General features: G+C 73.7%; 14 protein-coding genes. 5 read left to right on the top strand and 9 right to left on the bottom strand.

The genetic code is table 11. The features are described from left to right. Window positions 1-92 precede the first annotated feature (92 nt). On the top strand, window positions 93-896 hold the full coding sequence (locus tag ABZY13_RS14820; protein ID WP_356630537.1) for an isocitrate lyase/phosphoenolpyruvate mutase family protein: 804 nt from the start codon (window positions 93-95) through the stop codon (window positions 894-896). Here the strand turns inward: ABZY13_RS14820 and ABZY13_RS14815 are convergent. Next, on the bottom strand, window positions 874-1,827 hold the full coding sequence (locus ABZY13_RS14815; RefSeq protein WP_356630535.1) for a hypothetical protein: 954 nt from the start codon (window positions 1,825-1,827) through the stop codon (window positions 874-876). The genes ABZY13_RS14820 and ABZY13_RS14815 overlap by 23 nt on opposite strands. 335 nt (window positions 1,828-2,162) lie before the next feature. On the opposite strand from ABZY13_RS14815, the gene ABZY13_RS14810 reads away from it, so the two are divergent. Then, window positions 2,163-4,070, top strand: coding sequence for an NAD-binding protein (locus ABZY13_RS14810; RefSeq protein ID WP_356630713.1), 1,908 nt, complete (start codon window positions 2,163-2,165; stop codon window positions 4,068-4,070). 469 nt (window positions 4,071-4,539) lie between these two features. On the opposite strand, the gene ABZY13_RS14805 is transcribed toward ABZY13_RS14810, so the two are convergent. Beyond that, window positions 4,540-6,363, bottom strand: a complete 1,824-nt coding sequence (locus ABZY13_RS14805) for a prolyl oligopeptidase family serine peptidase (RefSeq protein ID WP_356630533.1) — start codon at window positions 6,361-6,363, stop codon at window positions 4,540-4,542. Window positions 6,364-6,494: 131 nt separating this feature from the next. Between ABZY13_RS14805 and ABZY13_RS14800 the strand changes: the two genes are divergently transcribed. Continuing rightward, a complete protein-coding gene (locus ABZY13_RS14800) occupies window positions 6,495-7,358 on the top strand; it encodes an SURF1 family protein (protein ID WP_356630531.1) in 864 nt (287 codons plus the stop codon). Window positions 7,359-7,430: 72 nt separating this feature from the next. Here the strand turns inward: ABZY13_RS14800 and ABZY13_RS14795 are convergent, their stop codons facing one another. The 3 genes from ABZY13_RS14795 to ABZY13_RS14785 form a co-directional block, all read right to left on the bottom strand. Then, complete coding sequence (locus ABZY13_RS14795) at window positions 7,431-8,732, bottom strand: hypothetical protein (RefSeq protein WP_356630529.1); 1,302 nt, start codon at window positions 8,730-8,732, stop codon at window positions 7,431-7,433. Continuing rightward, window positions 8,729-9,412 carry a SigE family RNA polymerase sigma factor gene (locus ABZY13_RS14790; RefSeq protein WP_356630527.1) on the bottom strand — a complete coding sequence of 228 codons (684 nt, stop codon included), beginning with the start codon at window positions 9,410-9,412 and terminating at the stop codon, window positions 8,729-8,731. Before ABZY13_RS14790 ends, ABZY13_RS14795 begins: the two co-directional genes overlap by 4 nt. 333 nt (window positions 9,413-9,745) lie before the next feature. Then, window positions 9,746-10,792 (bottom strand): aspartate-semialdehyde dehydrogenase, encoded by a 1,047-nt coding sequence (locus ABZY13_RS14785; RefSeq protein ID WP_356630525.1) that lies wholly within the window; start codon window positions 10,790-10,792, stop codon window positions 9,746-9,748. A gap of 45 nt (window positions 10,793-10,837) precedes the next feature. Between ABZY13_RS14785 and ABZY13_RS14780 the strand changes: the two genes are divergently transcribed. Next, window positions 10,838-11,086 carry a hypothetical protein gene (locus ABZY13_RS14780; protein WP_356630523.1) on the top strand — a complete coding sequence of 83 codons (249 nt, stop codon included), beginning with the start codon at window positions 10,838-10,840 and terminating at the stop codon, window positions 11,084-11,086. Here ABZY13_RS14780 and ABZY13_RS14775 read toward each other — a convergent pair. The 4 genes from ABZY13_RS14775 to ABZY13_RS14760 form a co-directional block, all read right to left on the bottom strand. Next, on the bottom strand, window positions 11,065-12,342 hold the full coding sequence (locus tag ABZY13_RS14775; protein WP_356630521.1) for an aspartate kinase: 1,278 nt from the start codon (window positions 12,340-12,342) through the stop codon (window positions 11,065-11,067). The genes ABZY13_RS14780 and ABZY13_RS14775 overlap by 22 nt on opposite strands. 229 nt (window positions 12,343-12,571) lie before the next feature. Beyond that, window positions 12,572-13,231 carry a DUF5063 domain-containing protein gene (locus ABZY13_RS14770; RefSeq protein ID WP_356630711.1) on the bottom strand — a complete coding sequence of 220 codons (660 nt, stop codon included), beginning with the start codon at window positions 13,229-13,231 and terminating at the stop codon, window positions 12,572-12,574. 1 nt (window position 13,232) lies between these two features. Continuing rightward, window positions 13,233-13,832, bottom strand: coding sequence for a recombination mediator RecR (recR, locus tag ABZY13_RS14765; protein ID WP_356630519.1), 600 nt, complete (start codon window positions 13,830-13,832; stop codon window positions 13,233-13,235). Between the two features lie 61 nt (window positions 13,833-13,893). Next, window positions 13,894-14,235, bottom strand: coding sequence for a YbaB/EbfC family nucleoid-associated protein (locus tag ABZY13_RS14760; protein WP_356630517.1), 342 nt, complete (start codon window positions 14,233-14,235; stop codon window positions 13,894-13,896). A gap of 234 nt (window positions 14,236-14,469) precedes the next feature. Here ABZY13_RS14760 and ABZY13_RS14755 point away from each other — a divergent pair, with 234 nt between their 5' ends. After that, the gene (locus ABZY13_RS14755) at window positions 14,470-15,234 is read left to right on the top strand and encodes an SLATT domain-containing protein (protein WP_356630515.1); all 765 of its coding nucleotides are present in this window, start codon (window positions 14,470-14,472) and stop codon (window positions 15,232-15,234) included. Window positions 15,235-15,585: the final 351 nt, after the last annotated feature.

Raw genomic sequence — 15,585 nt, 5'->3', positions numbered from 1 at the left:
AGCGGAACAACCGGCCACCGGCACACCCCGACGGCCGGAACGACCGACGGCCGAACGCAGGAACACAGGAACACGAGGACAGGAGATCCGCTGTGTCCGATCTGGTCGACAAGGCCGAACTGCTGCGCTCCCTGCACGTCCCGGGCGACCCGCTCGTGCTGCCGAACGTCTGGGACGCGGCCGGCGCCCGCCTCGTCGTCGCCGCGGGCTTCCCCGTGGTCGCCACCACGAGCAACGCCATCGCCGCCGCCCTCGGCTACGAAGACGGCGAACGGGCCCCGAGCGGCGAGATGATGTTCGTCGCCCAGCGCATCGCCGCCTCGGTCGACGTGCCGGTCACCGTCGACGTCGAGGCCGGCTACGGGATGACGCCGGAGGAACTGGTCGAACAGCTCGTCGGCATCGGAGTCGCCGGCTGCAACATCGAGGACAGCGATCACGCGCACGGCGGACTGCTCGACGTCGACGCCCGCGCGTCCTACGTCGCCGGAATGCGCGCCGCCGCCGACCGGATCGGCGTGCCGCTGGTCGTCAACGCCCGGATCGACTCCTTCCTCCCCACCTCGCGCCTGGCCGACGACCACAAGCGCGCCGACGCGATCGCCAGGGCCGCGGCCTACCGGTCGGCCGGCGCGGACTGCGTCTTCCCGCCCGGCGCCGGACCGGACGACCTCCGCGCCGTCGCCGCCGCGACCGGCGCTCCCCTGAACGCCGGTCTCCCGCTCAACGGCGGCTCGCAGGTCGGCGGCACGCTGGACGCACTTCGGACGATCGGCGTCGTACGGGTCTCCGTGGGGCCGCAGTTGTACCGCGGCGCGCTCGACCGGCTGCGCTCCGACGTGCGGCTGCTGTCCGAGGTGCGGCGGAAAGAGGTCAGGGACCCGTCACCGACTTGATCGTGTACGGGTGGGTGGCGCGCTGCCAGACGAGGGTGAAGCGTGCGGTCGGGCGGGTGTCGAGCTGGGGGACCCGGCCGTCCGACGTGACGGTCTTCGCCGTGCCGAACGCGCCGGAACGGCTGACCGGGCGGGCCGTCGCCTTGGTGTAGCTGTACGGCGTCGTGGACGTCGGCACGACCGTGTGGAAGGCCACCATGCCGTCGCCGTCGTCGTCCAGGGCCAGGTCGGGGCGGTCGCCGAGGCCGAGGACGGTGGTGGCGCCGCGGGAGCCGGAGGCGGAGAGGCGGCGACCGAGGAGTTCGAGCTTGCCGGTGCTGTTGTAGCGGGTCCAGACGATCACCGAGTCGCCGTCGAGGTCGGTGGCCGGCGCGTGGTGGAAGCCTGCCCGGTCCGTCGACGCCGAGATGCGCAGCGGCGACGCCAGGGCGTTGGTACGGCTCATGCGGGAGGCCCAGACCTGGGGGCGGTCGCCGCCGCCGGAACGGTACGAGACGACCGCGTCGCCGTCCCGGTCCACCCCGACCCGCACCATGCCGAAGCCGCCGTACGACGCGATGGACGACGTCAGGACCTTGGTGGACGAGATCGAGCCGGAGGCGACCCGGCGGGCCACCACCTCCGAGCCGCGCACCCACGCCACGACGAACCTGCCGTCGCGGCCGACGCCGATGGCGGGTTTCTCGGCGGAGGCGCTGCCGAGGGTGATGGGCGCGCCCACGGTGCCGTCGAGCATGAGGCGGCGGGCTACGGCGTACCAGCTGCCGTCGCGGATCTCCGTCCACGCCGCCATCGCCGTGCCGCCCGGTGTCACCGCCACCACGGGGCCGGTCGCCGGGGCGGAGGTGGACAGCTGCCGGACCGAGCCGGTGACCGTGCCGCTCGCCGCGACGCGGCGGCCGACCACGTGGCCGTCCTGCTCCCAGACCACCGCCGAGTCGCCGGTGTCGTCGGAGTCGACTTCCGGCCAGGAACCGGCGCTTCATCGAACGCCGGTGACGTGCTGCACGCGGAGCCACTCTTCCCCCAACTCGTCGACGCAGCGCGGCGAACGGGGCCGCGCCTCTGTACCCAGCGCAACGTCAGCCTCAAACGTCACACTTCGGCCGTCGTCGGGTCGTCGGCGGCGGTCTTCGGTCCTTCGTGGGCGGTCGTCGGCGGTCGTCGGCCCGTCGTCGCCGTGGAACCAACCGCCCCGCCGGTGCAGTGTTCTCCCTCATGGGGAGCGTGACGTATCAGGGTCTGCCGGGCGGGGCGCCCGCGCACATGGTGGTGTGCGGGGACGACGGGCTCGCGCACCGGCTCGCGGGCGAGTTGCGCGGGGTGTACGAGGAGCAGGTGACGCTGGTCGTGCCGCCGTCCGGGCGGCGGGTGCGGCAGCCGGTGGTGGGGCGGGCCCGGGCCGCGTCGGCGGCGTTCCTGGACCGGGTGCGGGTCGTGGGCGCCGCGGGGCGGGGCGGCGGCAACGGCGGCGCCGCCCGCGGGGACGGGGAGGGCGCGGGGAACGTACGGGTGGTCGAGGCCGCCGAGCCGACCGAGTCCGTGCTGGCCGACGCCGGTGTGGAGCGGGCGGCCGCGCTGGCGCTCGTGTACGACGACGACGAGACCAACATCCGCGCCGCCCTCACCGCCCGCCGGCTCAACCCCCGGCTGCGGCTGGTCCTGCGGCTGTACAACCGCCGGCTGGGCCAGCACATAGAGGAACTCCTCGACCAGGCCTCCCTGCTGGCCGTCGCCGGGCCGGACGGCACGCCCGCCGCGTCCGGGCTCGACGCCTCCACCACCGTCCTGTCCGACGCCGACACCGCCGCGCCGGCGCTGGCCGCCACCGCGCTCGCCGGGACCAGCAAGGTCGTCCAGACGCAGGGGCTGATACTGCGCGCGGTGGAACGGCAGCCCCCGGAGCCCGGGCTGGTGGCCGAGCCGGGGCTCGTCACACTGGCCCTGCTCTCCGCCACCAGCAACGACCCGGCCGGGGCCGACGGTTCGGAGAGCAGCGGGGCGCAGGGGCCGCAGCTGCTGCCGGACGCGGCCACCGTGCAGGCCGCCACCGGGCGCGGGACCGTCGTCCTGGAGCAGGTGTCGTACGCCGGGCCCGCCGTGCCCGCCCAGCGCGCCGGGGTGCCGCCGCTGGCCTCGCTCTTCTCGCGGCGGCTGCGGTGGACGCTGGCCGGGCTGGTGGCGTGCGTGGTCGCGCTGTCCGTCGCGCTGACCGTGGTCACCGGGGACCATCCGCTGCGCGCCACCTACCTCACCCTCCTCGACCTCTTCGCCATCAACGAGGCCGCCACACAGGAGGCCACCGCGCGGCAGATCCTCCAACTCCTCACCGGGCTCCTCGGATTGCTGCTCATGCCCGTGCTGCTGGCCGCCGTGCTGGAGGCGCTCGGCACCTTCCGCACCGCGTCCGCCCTGCGCAAGCCGCCGCGCGGGCTGAGCGGGCACGTCGTGCTGCTCGGGCTGGGGAAGATCGGCACCCGGGTGCTGACCCGGCTGCGGGAGCTGCAGATCCCCGTGGTGTGCGTCGAGTCCGACCCCGAGGCCCGCGGCCTCGCGACGGCGCGGCGCTTACGGGTCCCGGTGGTGCTCGGGGACGTCACCCAGGAGGGCGTCCTGGAATCCGCCAAGATCCACCGGGCGAACGCGCTGCTCGCCCTCACCAGCGCCGACACCACCAACCTGGAGGCCGTCCTCTACGCCCGCGCGCTGCGGCCCGACCTGCGGGTCGTGCTGCGGCTGTACGACGACGACTTCGCCACCGCCGTCTACCGCACCCTGCGCGCGGCGCACCCCGGCGCGCTGACCCGCAGCCGCAGCGTGACCCACCTCGCGGCGCCCGCGTTCGCCGGGGCGATGTACGGGCGGCACGTCCTCGGCGCGATCCCCGTCGAGCGGCGGGTCCTCCTCGTCGTCGCCCTCGAGGTCCGGGGCCAGCACCAACTGGAGGGCAGGACCGTCGCCGAGGCGTTCAAGCCCGGCGCGTGGCGCGTCCTCGCCCTGGACGCGGCCCACCGGCCGGACGCCCCGGACCTCACGTCCCCCGGCTCGGCCCCGGTCTGGGCCCTGGGCCCCGACCACGTCCTCAAGCCGGGCGACCGCGTGGTCCTGGCGGCGACCAGGCAGGGCCTGGCGGAACTGCTGGGCCGCAGGCGAAGCGAGCGGGCGGGGGCGTAGCCACCCGGCGGGAGCGCAGCCACCGGCCGGGGCACAGCCACCCGGCGGGAGCGCAGCCACCCGGCGGGAACCCACCCACCGGCCGGAACCCAGCCACCCGGCCGGAGCACAGCCACCCGGCCGGAACCCACCCACCGGCCGGAGCACAGCCACCCGGCGGGGCCGCAGCCACCGGCCAGGGCGCAGCCGCCGGACCGCCGGCGTCACCGCCCGCTGTACCAGCCGGCGATCGCCGCCGGACCGGCAGCGTCACCTCCCGACCACCGGCGTCACCGCCGCCGACGAACGCCGGGCGCGGGATGCCGGGCGCGGGATGCCGGCGGCGGTGTTCCGCGCCCCGGCGTGCCCGCACCCCGTGGTCCCGCACCCCCGGCACCCTCGTCCCGGCGTCCCCAGGAGGCTCAGCAGGCTCGGCAGGCTCGGCCTGAGTCCGGGCCGCTCCCCCGCCGGGCCCCGGCACGGGCTGCCCTCAGACCGCCAGTCCCTTCAGGTGCCGTTCCGCGAAGTCCAGCTCCAGGCGGACCTGCTTGATGCGTTCGTCCACCACCAGGGAGCCGTGGCCCGCGTCGTAGCGGTACACCTCGTGGACCGCGCCTCTCGCCTCCAGGCGCTTGACGTAGTTCTCGATCTGGCGGATCGGGCAACGCGGGTCGTTCACGCCGGCCGAGATGTACACCGGCGCCTTGACCCGGTCGACGTACGTCAGCGGGGACGACGCCTCGAAGCGCTCCGGCACCTCCTCGGGGGTGCCGCCGAGGAGGGTGCGGTCGAGGGCCTTCAGGGCCTCCATCTCGTCGTGGTACGCGGTGACGTAGTCGGCCACCGGGACCGCCGCGATGCCGAGCGTCCATGCCTCGGGCTGGACGCCCAGGCCGAGCAGGGTGAGGTAGCCGCCCCAGGAACCGCCCGAGAGGATCAGGCGGGCCGGGTCGGCGAGGCCGGAGGCGACCGCCCACTCCCGGACCGCCGCGATGTCCTCCAGCTCGATCAGGCCCACCCGGTGCTTGAGGGCGTCCGTCCAGGCGCGGCCGTAGCCGGTGGAGCCGCGGTAGTTGACGCGGACGACCGCGTACCCGTGGTCCACCCAGGCGGCCGGGCCGGCGGCGAAGGAGTCGCTGTCGTGCCAGGTCGGGCCGCCGTGGATGTCGAACACCGTGGGCAGCGGGCCGGTCGCCCCCGCCGGCTTCTGCACCAGCGCGTGGATCCGGCCGCCGGGGCCCTCCACCCACACGTCCTCCACCGGCACCGACCCCGGCGACTTCATGCCGGGCGGGTCGAGCACCACCCCGCCCGCCGTCGAGCGCACCGCGGACGGCTGCGCGGCCGACGACCACAGGTACTCCACGGTGCCGTCCGGGCGGGCCGTCGCCCCCGACACCGTGCCCTGCGGGGTCGTGATGCGGCCCAGCTCCCGCGTGGCCAGGTCGAACCGGAACAGCTCACTGCGCGCCTCGTGACTGTGGACGATCAGCAGCGCCGAGCCGTCCGGGTACCACTCGGCGCTGACGTCGCCCGGCAGCTCCAGCGCCAGGTCCGTCTCCTCGCCCGAGGCCACGTTCCACACCAGCGGCTCCCAGCGGCCCCGCCGCTGATGCCCGATGAGCAGCCGCGTGTCGCCGTCGACCGGCGCGAAACCGAGCACCTCCAGGCCCAGCTCCAGCGTCCCGTCCTTGGTGTCGTCCAGCTCGGCGACCGTCGTGCCGTCGGGGCGCAGCACCCGCAGCGCCGAGTGCATGGCGTCGCCGTGCTCGGTGTGCTCGACGGCGATCAGCGAACCGTCGTGGGACAGGTCGCCGACGCCCGCCGACTCGCGGTGCCGGTAGATCTCCACCGGCTCGCCCTCGCCGAGGCGCGCGAGGTGGATCGTCGTGCCGTCCTCGTCGGTGGAGCGGCCGACGACCGCCGTCCGCCCGTCCCGGCCGAGCGCGAGGCCCGCCGGGTAGGAGGGCTCGAGGCCGGGCACGGCCGGCTCGTCCGCGCCGCCGGTGAAGGGCTGCCGGCGCCAGATGCCGAACTCGTCGCCGTCCTTGTCGTCGAACCACCAGATCCAGGCGCCGTCCGGGGAGAGCACACCGTCCGTCGTGCCGTTCGGCCGGTTCGTGACCTGGCGCTGCTCACCGGTCGCGCGGTCCCAGGCGTACAACTCGTACGTCCCCGTCGCGTTCGAGACGAACAGGGAGCGGTCCGGGGCGTCCCACGCCCAGTCGGGCAGCGACACCCGCGGCGCCCTGAACCGCTTCTCCCAGTCCGGCATCTGATCGTTCCGCGAGGCGGACCCGTTGCTCTCAGTCATGGCCCCATACTGCCTGCCCGCACCGACAGTCCGCTGGCCCGCTCCCCAGCCTGTGGAAAACTCCCTCGCTCTTCCACCGCGCCCCCACCCCGCGACCGGCCGTCCACAGCCGGACCCGTACCGTTGAGGGCGTGTACCGGTTTCTGCTGACGCCCCGCTGGTGGGGGATCAACGTCTTCGTGCTCCTCGCCATCCCCTTCTGCGTCTTCATGGGGTCCTGGCAGCTGAGCCGGTTCGAGGACCGGGTCGCCGACCACGAGAGCGCCCGCGAGCAGGCCGCCACCGACCGGGAACAGGCCGCCCGGCCGCTCGCCGAGCTGCTGCCCGTGGACAAGAAGACCTCCGGCGACCAGACCACCGCCACCGGCCGCTACGGCGAGCAGCTCCTCGTCCCCGACCGCGAGCTGGACGGCGAGCGCGGCTTCTACGTCCTGACCCTGCTGCGCACCGGCGACGGCAAGGCCCTCCCCGTCGTCCGCGGCTGGCTGCCCGGCGCCGCCGACCGCGCGAAGGCCCCCGCGCCGCCCGCCGGGAAGGTCACCGTCACCGGCGCGCTCCAGGCCTCGGAGCTGCCCGGCGAGAACGGCGTGCCCGCCAAGAGCGGTCTGCCGGCCGGGCAGACCGGCGCGATCAGCGCGGCGTCGCTGGTGAACCTCGTCCCCTACGACGTCCACGACGCCTGGGTCACCCTCAACCAGGGCGACTCGGGGATGCGGGCCGTGCCGGTGAGCGCGGCGCCCGACACGGGCCTCGACCTCAAGGCGTTCCAGAACCTCGGCTACACCGGCGAGTGGTTCGTGTTCGCGGGCTTCGTCGTCTTCATGTGGTTCCGGCTGTTCCGCCGCGAGGCGGAGTTCGTCCGGGACGCGGAGATGGGGCTGCTCCCCCAGGAGGCCCAGGATCCCCGGGAAACCCCGGAAACCCCGGACTCCCGGGGGTCGCACGAACCGCAGGAGGACCGGCGGACGCCGGCCCCCAGCGACGTCCAGGCCTAGCCCCCGGCCCTCCAACGCTCCACCAGGCCCTCCGGGTCCACCAAGCCCTCGGTTCCTCCGGGCCCTCCGGGCCTAAACGCCCGCCAGCACCCCGGTCCGGTACACCGTCCCCGCGCAGGCGTTCGTCACCGTCGCCGAGACCGTCGGGGAACCCGCCTCCGCCGTGTAGGAGACGACGACGCTGCCGTCCTGGGTGCCGTCCGCCCCGAACAGCTGCGGGGCCACCCCGGTGTCGCCGCCGGTGGAGCTGCCGTCCGTGGTGGTGCCGGGGTTCTGCGTGGGCGACGGGGCGGGCGAGGGGCCGCCCGTGTCGCCGCCGTCGGTCTCGCCGGAGTCCGTGGGGCAGGTCTGTGAGGGCACCCAGGCGAACCTGACCTCGTAGGAGGAGCCCGGCTGGAGGACCAGCTGGGGAACCTCGGTGGACGGGTCGGGCAGTGCGGCCGCCGCGTCGCCCGAGGTGTGGGCGAGCACGCTGATCCGGGTCGGGTCGGCCGCGCCCTGGGCGAGCGGGCTGACCGTGCCGGCGCCGCCGACCGTGCAGCCCGCCTCGGAGACGTTGGTGATGCGGAAGGTGCCGTAGACGGAGCCCGCGGAATCGGGGACCTCCGTGGTGGCGGTGGCCGAGCCGAGCTGGTCGGCCGTGCAGACCGGGGCGGTCATGGCCGCGGTCGCCGAGGGGTACGCGTCGGCGGCCTTCTCCGCCTCGTCCACGGGCCGTCCGCTCTCGCCGTCCGCGCCCTCGGTCCTCCCGCCGTCGGCCTCGCCGTGGTCCTTCTGCTCGCCGGAGCCGCCCGAGGTCTGCTGCGCGCCCTCGGTGCTGAGGCCGTCGCCCGAGCCGCCCTGCGCCTGGGAGCCGTGGCCGGCGATCGAGGGGTTGGCGTCGGAGCCGGAGGAGTGGGAGATCTGCACGGCGGCCGGTACGGCGGTGCAGACGAACAGCGCCGCGGCGACCATGCCGACGGCGGCCTGCCGCTTGCGTGCCTTCCGGGCGGGAACCGCCCGGCGCAGATGGTCCAGCGTGCCGTCGCGAGGCTCGATGTCCCGCACCGCCTGGTGCAGCAGCCTGCGCAGTGCCAGCTCGTCCGAGTCGAGCCCGGCGGGTCCCTGACCGTCGGGGCCCTGGTCGTCGGGGCCGTGGTTCACAGTTCCGTTCCCAGCGTGCGAATGGTTCGGCTGTTCCTCTTGCGCCTCGGTCGGCTCCCGCAATGTACCGGAGTCGTCCGCACCGACCGGACGGGCCGGGCCGCCCCCCGCGGGGACGGGACCGGCCGGGTCGTCCCCCGCACGGGGCTCGCCGTCGCGCGTCGGCTCGCGCCACTCGTACGGCTCGTGCGGCGCGTGCGGGTGCCGCCGCCCCTTGTCGTCGTCGGTCATGCCGGCGCCCCCATGGCGACGCGCAGGGCCGCGATGCCGCGCGAGCCGTACGCCTTCACCGAACCCAGCGAGATGCCCAGGGTCTCGGCGACCTGGGCCTCGGTCATGTCCGCGAAGTAGCGCAGCACCAGCACCTCGCGCTGGCGGCGCTGGAGGCCCTTCATGGCCTTGATCAGGGAGTCGCGCTCCAGCTGGTCGTACGCGCCCTCCTCCGCGCTCGCCATGTCCGGCATCGGCTTCGACAGCAGCTTGAGGCCGAGGATGCGGCGGCGCAGCGCGGAGCGGGAGAGGTTGACGACCGTCTGGCGCAGATAGGCCAGGGTCTTCTCCGGGTCGCGGACGCGTTTGCGCGCGGAGTGGACGCGGATGAAGGCCTCCTGGACGACGTCCTCGCAGGAAGCGGTGTCGTCCAGTAGCAGGGCGGCGAGGCCCAGCAGGGAGCGGTAGTGGGTGCGGTAGGTCTCGGTGAGGTGGTCGACGGTGGTGCCGGCGGCCACGACGCCGTCGACGCTGTCGGCGCCGTCACGCGGACTGGGGATGCGGGCGGGCCGCGCTGCGGGCATGGGCGCGATCACCGGCATGCCGCCGGGCGCGCCGGACGCACGGAGGTGCGGCGGGCGCCGGGGCGGCCGGAGGGCCGTGCCGCGGGCCGCCACGGGGAAGTCGAGTACGTCTGCCACGCCAGTTGGACACGTCCGACCGGGTGAGGGTTGTACGTGCCGGACGTCACGTTCGCTCGCGCCTCGTCAGGCAGCACGGCCGACGGTGCCTCATTCGCCCTCATACATCCCGCTCTTCCCCTATGTCCCGTACGAGCGGGCGTCCCCTTGCCCGCTCTCGGCGTCCCCACGCCTGGCAACCACACCCGGAAGGGCGACCGCAAAGACGCGCCCCGCCTTCCGCGCGGTTGCGGGGGCGGGGAGAAAATCTTCGAACGCCGCTGGGCGCGGATCAAGAGCTGCGGATCATCGTCCGACTCACATCTCTTCCGGAGATCCTACAAACCGATCGACTCATGATCGGAACATGTTTTCACCGGACCACTCGGCGGCGATCAGTTCCGCGATCTGCGCGGTGTTGAGCGCGGACCCCTTGCGCAGATTGTCGCCGCAGACGAACAGCTCCAGCGCCGTGGGGTCGTCCAGCGCCCGCCGCACCCGCCCCACCCAGGTCGGATCGGTGCCGACCACGTCCGCGGGCGTCGGGAACTCCCCCGCCGCCGGATCGTCGAAGAGCACCACGCCGGGCGCCGTCGCGAGGATCTCCCGCGCCCGGCCGACCGTCACCTCGCCCTCGAATCGGGCGTGCACGGTCAGGGAGTGCGCGGTCACCACCGGCACCCGTACGCACGTCACCGCCACCGGGAGCCCCGGCAGCCCGAGGACCTTGCGGGTCTCGTCGCGCAGCGTCAGCTCCTGCGAGGACCAGCCGTCCTCGCGCGGCTGTCCGGCCCACGGCACGACGTTGAGCGCGACCGGCTCCGGGAAGGGCCCGGTGTCGTCCCCCACCGCCCGCCGTACGTCCCCCGGACCGGTCCCCAGCTCGGTGCCGGCGACCAGGGACAGCTGCCGGCGCAGCGTCTCCACGCCCGCGCGTCCGGCCCCGCTCACCGCCTGGTACGAGGAGACGACCAGCTCCCGCAGCCCGAACCCGGCGTGCAGCGCGCCCAGGGCGACGATCATGGAGAGGGTGGTGCAGTCGGGGCCGGCGACGATCCCGCGCGGACGGGCGCGGACCTTGTGCGCGTTGACCTCGGGCACCACCAGGGGCACCTCCGGGTCGGCCCGGAAGACGGGCGAGCCGTCCACGACGACCGCGCCCCGGGCCGCGGCGCGCGGCGCCCATTCGGCGGCGACCGCGTCCGGCACGTCGAACATGGCGATGTCGACCCCGTCGAAGGCGTCCTCCGACAGGGCGACCACCTCGACCTGCTCGCCGCGCACGGCCAGCTTGCGGCCGGCCGAGCGGGGCGAGGCGATCAGCCGGATCTCGCCCCAGACGTCTGCGTGCTGGGACAGGATCTGGAGCATGACGGTGCCGACGATCCCGGTCGCTCCCACGACCGCGAGCGTCGGCCTGCCGGTACGGCCGGCGACGGGACGGGCGTGCTCGGCGGGCCGGGCAAGTTCGGCGCGGCCGGCACGCTCGGCCCGGTCGTCACGACCGGCACGGTCGTCACGACCGGCACGGCCCGCACCACCGGCACGACCTGCAGCGCCGACACCACCGGCACGACCGGCACGACCGGCACCGCCGACACCGCCAGCACGGTCCGCACCACCCGCACGGCCGACACCGCCGGCGCGGCCGGCACGCTCGGCCCGGTAGGCCATCAGCGGCCGGTGCCCCCGTAGACGACGGCCTCGGTGCTGTCGGAGTCGAGTCCGAAGGCGGTGTGCACGGCGCGCACCGCCTCGGGCACGTCGTCGGCGCGGGTGACGACCGAGATGCGGATCTCGGAGGTCGAGATCAGCTCGATGTTCACGCTCGCGTCCGACAGCGCCTTGAAGAAGTCGGCCGTGACGCCCGGGTTGGTCTTCATGCCGGCGCCGACGAGGGAGATCTTGCCGATCTGGTCGTCGTAGCGCAGCGAGTCGAAGCCGATGCCGCCCTTGTTCTTCTCCAGCGCGTCGATGGCCTTGCGGCCCTCGGCCTTCGGCAGCGTGAAGGAGATGTCCGTCAGGCCCGTGGAGGCCGCGGACACGTTCTGCACGATCATGTCGATGTTGATCTCGGCGTCGGCGATCGTGCGGAAGATCGCGGCGGCCTCGCCCGGCTTGTCCGGCACGCCGACGACCGTGACCTTGGCCTCGGAGGTGTCGTGCGCGACACCGGAGATGATGGCCTGCTCCACCTGCTTGTCCCCTTGCTCGATCGGCTCGCTGCTGACCCACGTGCCCTGGAGCCCGCTGAAGGAGGAGCGGACGTGGATCGGAATGTTGTACCGGCGGGCGTACTCCACGCACCGGTGGAGCAGCACCTTCGACCCGGACGAGGCCAGCTCCAGCATGTCCTCGAACGAGATCCAGTTGATCTTCCGGGCCTTCTTCACCACGCGCGGGTCGGCGGTGAACACGCCGTCGACGTCGGTGTAGATCTCGCAGACCTCGGCGTCGAGCGCGGCGGCGAGGGCCACCGCGGTGGTGTCGGAGCCGCCGCGGCCCAGCGTGGTGATGTCCTTGGTGTCCTGGCTGACGCCCTGGAAGCCGGCGACGATGGCGATGTTGCCCTCGTCGAGCGAGTCGCGGATGCGGCCCGGCGTGACGTCGATGATCCGGGCTTTGTTGTGGACCGAGTCGGTGATGACACCCGCCTGGCTGCCGGTGAACGACTGGGCGGAGTGGCCCAGGTTTTTGATCGCCATGGCCAGCAGCGCCATGGAGATACGCTCTCCGGCGGTCAGCAGCATGTCGAGCTCGCGCCCGGCAGGGATCGGGGAAACCTGCTCGGCGAGATCGATCAGCTCGTCCGTCGTGTCGCCCATCGCGGAAACCACGGCGACCACCTGGTGGCCGTTCTTCTTGGCTTCCACGATCCGCTTGGCGACGCGCTTGATGCCCTCGGCATCGGCTACGGAGGAGCCTCCGTACTTCTGCACGACAAGGCCCACGTGCGCTCCTCGCTCATTCCGTCTCTTTCCGCACGTACGCATATGCGGTGCGGTCGGCTCAGTCTAACGAGCGTCCGAAAAACCCCTCCGTGATACCGCATGGTGAGATTTCCGCCGGACGTCCGTCCAGGCGGGCTCATGCCCGGGCCGCGCGCGGACCACTCGGAAAGTGCGCCGGGTCACAGGGACGCGGGCCGTACGGGCCGTCTCACCGCGTACGCGCGGCGCCTCATGTGGCCGGGCGCAGCCCCAGCGGGCCGCCGATCTCCTCCGCCATCACCTTGCCGGCCTCGAACTCCAGGGTGTCGTCGCCGACGCTCTGGTCGGTGTCCAGGCCGTCCAGCTCCTCCAGGGGCTGGTTGAGGCGGACGTGCGCGACCACCGACTGCAGGGCGCGCAGGCACGCGGAGGCGGTGCCGCCCCAGTTGGAGAAGTAGGAGAACTGCCACCACCACAGCGCCTCCGTGGTGCGGCCGGCCCGGTAGTGGGCCATGCCGTGGCGCAGGTCGGTCATGACGTCCGCGAGGTCGTCCGAGATGCGGGCGGGCACCGGCGCCCGGCGCGGTTCGTAGGGGTCGAAGACCTCGGAGTAGACGTCGATCGGCTCCAGCAGCCGGGCCAGGTTCTCGCGCAGACCGTCCACGTCGGGCTCGGGGCCCAGGTCGGGCTCGTAGCGCTCGTCGGGGAGGATGTCCTCGTGCGCGCCCAGCCGGCCGCCGGCCAGCAGCAGCTGGGAGACCTCCAGCAGGAGGAAGGGAACGGCCGAGTCCGGTTCGTCGCCCCGGGCGACCTCGGTGACGGCGACCAGGAAGCTCTCGATCTGGTCGGCGATCTGGACCGCGAAGTCGTCGGGGTCGCGCGTGGCGACGTGCAGCGTGGCGTCAGACATCTCAGACATCTAGGAGTCGTCTCCCCTCGAAGGCGCGGCCGAGGGTGACCTCGTCCGCGTATTCCAGGTCGCCACCCACCGGGAGGCCGCTGGCCAGGCGGGTGACCTTGAGGCCCATGGGCTTGATCATCCGGGCGAGGTACGTCGCTGTGGCCTCGCCCTCCAGATTCGGGTCCGTGGCCAGGATCAGCTCGGTGACGGTGCCGTCCGCGAGGCGGGCCAGCAGCTCCCTGATCCGCAGATCGTCGGGTCCGACGCCCTCGATCGGGCTGATCGCCCCGCCCAGGACGTGGTAACGGCCGCGGAACTCACGCGTCCGCTCGATGGCCACGACGTCCTTCGGCTCCTCCACGACGCAGATCACCGAGGGGTCGCGGCGGGCGTCACGGCAGATGTTGCACCGCTCCTCCTGCGCGACGTTGCCGCACACCGCGCAGAAGCGGACCTTCGCCTTCACCTCCATCAGGGCGTGGGCGAGGCGTCGTACGTCGGCGGGTTCCGCCTGGAGGACGTGGAAGGCGATCCGCTGCGCGCTCTTGGGACCGACGCCGGGCAACCGCCCCAGCTCGTCGATGAGGTCCTGGACCACGCCTTCGTACAACGGACTGCCGTCCTTCCGGGGTATGACGTTCTGTTCGTACGGTAGTTTCCCGCGGGCCTTCTTAGAAGGGCAGTCCGGGAATGCCGCCGCCGCCCAGCCCCTGGGCCAGCGGGCCGAGCTTCTGCTGCTGGAGCGTCTGGGCGTTCTCGTTGGCCGCCTGGACGGCCGCGACGACCAGGTCGGCGAGGGTCTCGGTGTCCTCCGGGTCCACCGCCTTCGGGTCGATCACCAGGGCGCGCAGCTCTCCGGCGCCGGTGACGGTCGCCTTCACCAGCCCGCCGCCCGCCTGTCCCTCGACCTCGGTCCGCGCCAGTTCCTCCTGGGCGTTCGCCAGGTCCTGCTGCATCTTCTGGGCCTGCTGCAGCAGCTGCTGCATGTTCGGCTGGCCACCACCGGGAATCACGATCAGCTCCTTGGCACCGCTCGGTACGGCTGTTCAGCACGAGCCTACGTGGTCCGCGCGGCCGTCGCCCCAGCACTCTTTCGAGTGAGGCGATGCGCCGTCCTATACCTGATCAAGGCCCTCTTCCGGGCGGAAAAGTGACGAAACCCGCAGCTTCGCCACCCATTGGGCGGTAGGAAGGGGTCCGGCGCATCGGATCAGCCGTGATCAGCAGTGATCAGTAGGGAGTGCCGGGTGGGTCAGCCGGAGACGCAGCCCGAGGGACCGCCGGACGAGAGACCGCCGGACGAGGGGCGGCGCGAGGACCCGGCCGGTCCCCGGCCGGGCGACCTGGCCGGACGGGCGTTTCCGCTCGGCGACTGGGGCGATCCGGCCCGGCGGCTGGACGAGCTGTACCGCTGGGTGGAGCGCGGGGCGCTGGACACGGCGGCCTGGTATCTCGCCGACCGGGTGCGCAAGCGGCGCGGGGCGCGGGCGCTGCGCTGCGGGGCGGCGGCCGGGGCGGTGACCGGGGCGGCGCTGCCGCTGCTGGATCTGACCGGGGTGCTGGGCGGGGCGGCCCCGTGGGGGTGTCCGGCGCTGCTGCTGGCGGTGTCCTGCGTGGCGGTGGACCGGTTCTTCGGGGTGACGTCGGGCTGGATGCGGGACATGGCGACCGCGCAGGCGGTGCAGCGGCGGTTGCAGGCGTTGCAGTTCGAGTGGGCGGCGGAGAGCGTGCGCGAGGTGCTGGGCCCGGCGGAGGGCACGGCCGGGGAGGCGGCGGAGCGGTGCCTGGGGGTGCTGCGGCGGTTCGCGGAGGACATGGCGGAGCTGGTGCGGGCGGAGACGGCGGACTGGATGGTGGAGTTCGGCGCGCGGTCCGCTCCGCTCGGCGTCCGGTCGGCGATGGCGCCCGGCGCGCGGGCGGAGCCGGGTCCGCCGCCGGGCCGTTTCCCGGTCCCCCCGGGTCCGGCCCGGCCGAACATGCCGCGCCAGCGGCCCCCGGAGGCGCGGGGATGAAGTCTGGCGGCGCGGGGGCGGGGCTCCTCGGCTCGGGTCAGCGGCAGAGGTCCCGGCGCTGGCCGCAGGGGATGTGGCCGTGGTCCCTGATCGTCTTCCGGCTGGTGTTCTCGTCGAGGTGGGCGAGGAAGCTGTGCGCGAGGGTGCCGGGGGGCGGGTCGCCGTAGGTGTAGGCGTACTCGACGCCCCGGTACGGGCAGCTGTCCCACCCGGCGCTCGTACCAGAGCATCACGCCCGACGCGACGATGCCGAGGAGCGCGGTGACCACGGCGACGACGTTCTCGGCCCTGAGAAGTTCCCCCACGGCCGGAAACCGTACGGCTGTCCGAACAGGCCGTCAGCTCCCCGTC

Origin of the sequence: Streptomyces sp. NPDC006610 (genome assembly GCF_040611575.1) — a bacterium.
In the GTDB taxonomy this organism is placed as follows: Bacteria; Actinomycetota; Actinomycetes; order Streptomycetales; family Streptomycetaceae; genus Streptomyces.
The sequence above is the reverse complement of the archived record's forward strand: the minus strand, read 5'-3'. Positions and strand labels throughout refer to the sequence as shown.

What these genes read in the sequence shown, in the direction of transcription:
- ABZY13_RS14810 (WP_356630713.1), top strand. Translation starts at nt 2,163, where the DNA reads ATGGTGGTGTGCGGGGACGACGGGCTCGCGCACCGGCTCGCGGGCGAG.
- ABZY13_RS14805 (WP_356630533.1), bottom strand. Translation starts at nt 6,363, where the DNA reads ATGACTGAGAGCAACGGGTCCGCCTCGCGGAACGATCAGATGCCGGAC.
- ABZY13_RS14795 (WP_356630529.1), bottom strand. Translation starts at nt 8,732, where the DNA reads ATGACCGACGACGACAAGGGGCGGCGGCACCCGCACGCGCCGCACGAG.
- ABZY13_RS14770 (WP_356630711.1), bottom strand. Translation starts at nt 13,231, where the DNA reads ATGTCTGACGCCACGCTGCACGTCGCCACGCGCGACCCCGACGACTTC.